General features: G+C 53.5%; 1 rRNA gene. It reads right to left on the bottom strand.

Annotation, left to right across the window (positions count from 1 at the left end):
* Positions 1–20: 20 nt before the first annotated feature.
* Positions 21–2609: ribosomal RNA gene (locus tag BLU15_RS38685) — 23S ribosomal RNA — on the bottom strand; the annotation flags it as partial.

Below are 2609 nucleotides of genomic sequence, written 5' to 3'. Positions count from 1 at the left end.
GATGAGCATGAGCAATGGGAACGATCAAGCCAATCGAACGATTAGTACTGGTAAGCTTCATGCGTTGCCGCACTTCCACACCCAGCCTATCAACGTGGTCGTCTTCCACGGTTCTCAAGGGAATACTCGTTTTCAGGTTGGTTTCCCGCTTAGATGCCTTCAGCGGTTATCCATTCCATATATAGCTACCCTGCTATGCCCTTGGCAGGACAACAGGTCCACCAGAGATATGTCCATCCCGGTCCTCTCGTACTAGGGACAGATCCTGTCAATATTCCTACACCCACGGCAGATAGGGACCGAACTGTCTCACGACGTTCTGAACCCAGCTCACGTACCGCTTTAATTGGCGAACAGCCAAACCCTTGGGACCTGCTCCAGCCCCAGGATGCGATGAGCCGACATCGAGGTGCCAAACAACCCCGTCGATATGGACTCTTGGGGGTCATCAGCCTGTTATCCCCGGCGTACCTTTTATCCGTTGAGCGATGGCCCTTCCACGCGGGACCACCGGATCACTATGACCGACTTTCGTCTCTGCTCGACTTGTCAGTCTCGCAGTCAGGCGGGCTTATGCCATTGCACTCGACGACCGATTTCCGACCGGTCTGAGCCCACCATCGCGCGCCTCCGTTACTCTTTCGGAGGCGACCGCCCCAGTCAAACTACCCACCATACACTGTCCCGGATCCGGATAACGGACCGCGGTTAGACATCCATGACGATAAGGGTGGTATTTCAAGGATGGCTCCACAAGAACTGGCGTCCCTGCTTCAAAGCCTACCACCTATCCTACACATGCCGACACGAATGCCAGTGTAAAGCTATAGTAAAGGTGCACGGGGTCTTTCCGTCTGACCGCAGGAACCCCGCATCTTCACGGGGAATTCAATTTCACTGAGTCTATGCTGGAGACAGCGGGGAAGTCGTTACGCCATTCGTGCAGGTCGGAACTTACCCGACAAGGAATTTCGCTACCTTAGGACCGTTATAGTTACGGCCGCCGTTTACTGGGGCTTCGATTCAGAGCTTGCACCCCTCCTCTTAACCTTCCAGCACCGGGCAGGCGTCAGACCCTATACGTCGTCTTGCGACTTCGCAGAGCCCTGTGTTTTTGATAAACAGTCGCTACCCCCTGGTCTGTGCCACCCCAACAGACTTGCGTCCCTTGGGGTCACGCTTCTTCCGAAGTTACGCGTGCAATTTGCCGAGTTCCTTCAGCATAGTTCTCTCAAGCGCCTTGGTATACTCTACCTGACCACCTGTGTCGGTTTCGGGTACGGTCTATACGGTGGAGCTATTTCCTGGAACCGCGTCCCCGCCCACACAATCCAATAAGTGTGAACAAGTTAAGCGATCCGTCACTACCACCAGGCCCACGAATATTAACGTGGTTCCCATCGACTACGCGTGTCCGCCTCGTCTTAGGGGCCGGCTAACCCTGCTCAGATTAACTTTAAGCAGGAACCCTTGGTCTTTCGGCGAGAGGGTCTCTCACCCTCTTTATCGTTACTCATGTCAACATTCGCACTTCCGATACCTCCAGGACCCCTCACGGGTATCCCTTCACAGGCTTACGGAACGCTCCGCTACCACACGTCTTGCGACGTATCCTCAGCTTCGGTGCATGGCTTTAGCCCCGTTACATTTTCGGCGCAAAGACCCTTATTTAGACCAGTGAGCTGTTACGCTTTCTTTAAATGATGGCTGCTTCTAAGCCAACATCCTGGTTGTTTTGGGATCCTCACATCCTTTCCCACTTAGCCATGACTTGGGGACCTTAGCTGGAGGTCAGGGTTGTTGCCCTTTTCACGACGGACGTTAGCACCCGCCGTGTGTCTGCCGACTAGTACTCCTCGGTATTCGGAGTTTGGTTAGGATCAGTAAGACGGTGAGTCCCCATAGCCCATCCAGTGCTCTACCCCCGAGGGTATTCGGTCGACGCACTACCTAAATAGTTTTCGCGGAGAACCAGCTATTTCCGAGTTTGATTGGCCTTTCACCCCTAACCACAAGTCATCCCAATCTATTGCAACAGATGCGGGTTCGGTCCTCCAGTTGGTGTTACCCAACCTTCAACCTGCTCATGGCTAGATCACTCGGTTTCGGGTCTAATGCGACGAACTGAACGCCCTGTTCAGACTCGCTTTCGCTGCGCCTTCACCTATCGGCTTAAGCTTGCTCGTCACACTAAGTCGTTGACCCATTATACAAAAGGTACGCTGTCACCCTTGCGGGCTCCAACTGTTTGTAGGCATCCGGTTTCAGGTTCTATTTCACTCCCCTTGTCGGGGTGCTTTTCACCTTTCCCTCACGGTACTTGTTCGCTATCGGTCATGCACGAGTACTTAGGCTTGGAGAGTGGTCTCCCCATGTTCAGACAGGATTTCACGTGTCCCGCCTTACTCAAGGACAATGAGTGTTCTACGTGTAAGGGGCTATCACCCTCTACGGCCGACCTTTCCATGTCGTTCCACTTTATTCCTCATTGCCACTGGCCTGGTCCGCGTTCGCTCGCCACTACTTGCGGAGTCTCGGTTGATGTCCTTTCCTGCAGGTACTTAGATGTTTCAGTTCCCTGCGTTCGCTTCTTACCCCTATGTATTCAG

Source organism: Ensifer sp. YR511 (assembly GCF_900103045.1).
In the GTDB taxonomy this organism is placed as follows: Bacteria; Pseudomonadota; Alphaproteobacteria; order Rhizobiales; family Rhizobiaceae; genus Ensifer; species Ensifer adhaerens.
This window is presented reverse-complemented; position numbering and strand designations above follow the sequence as displayed.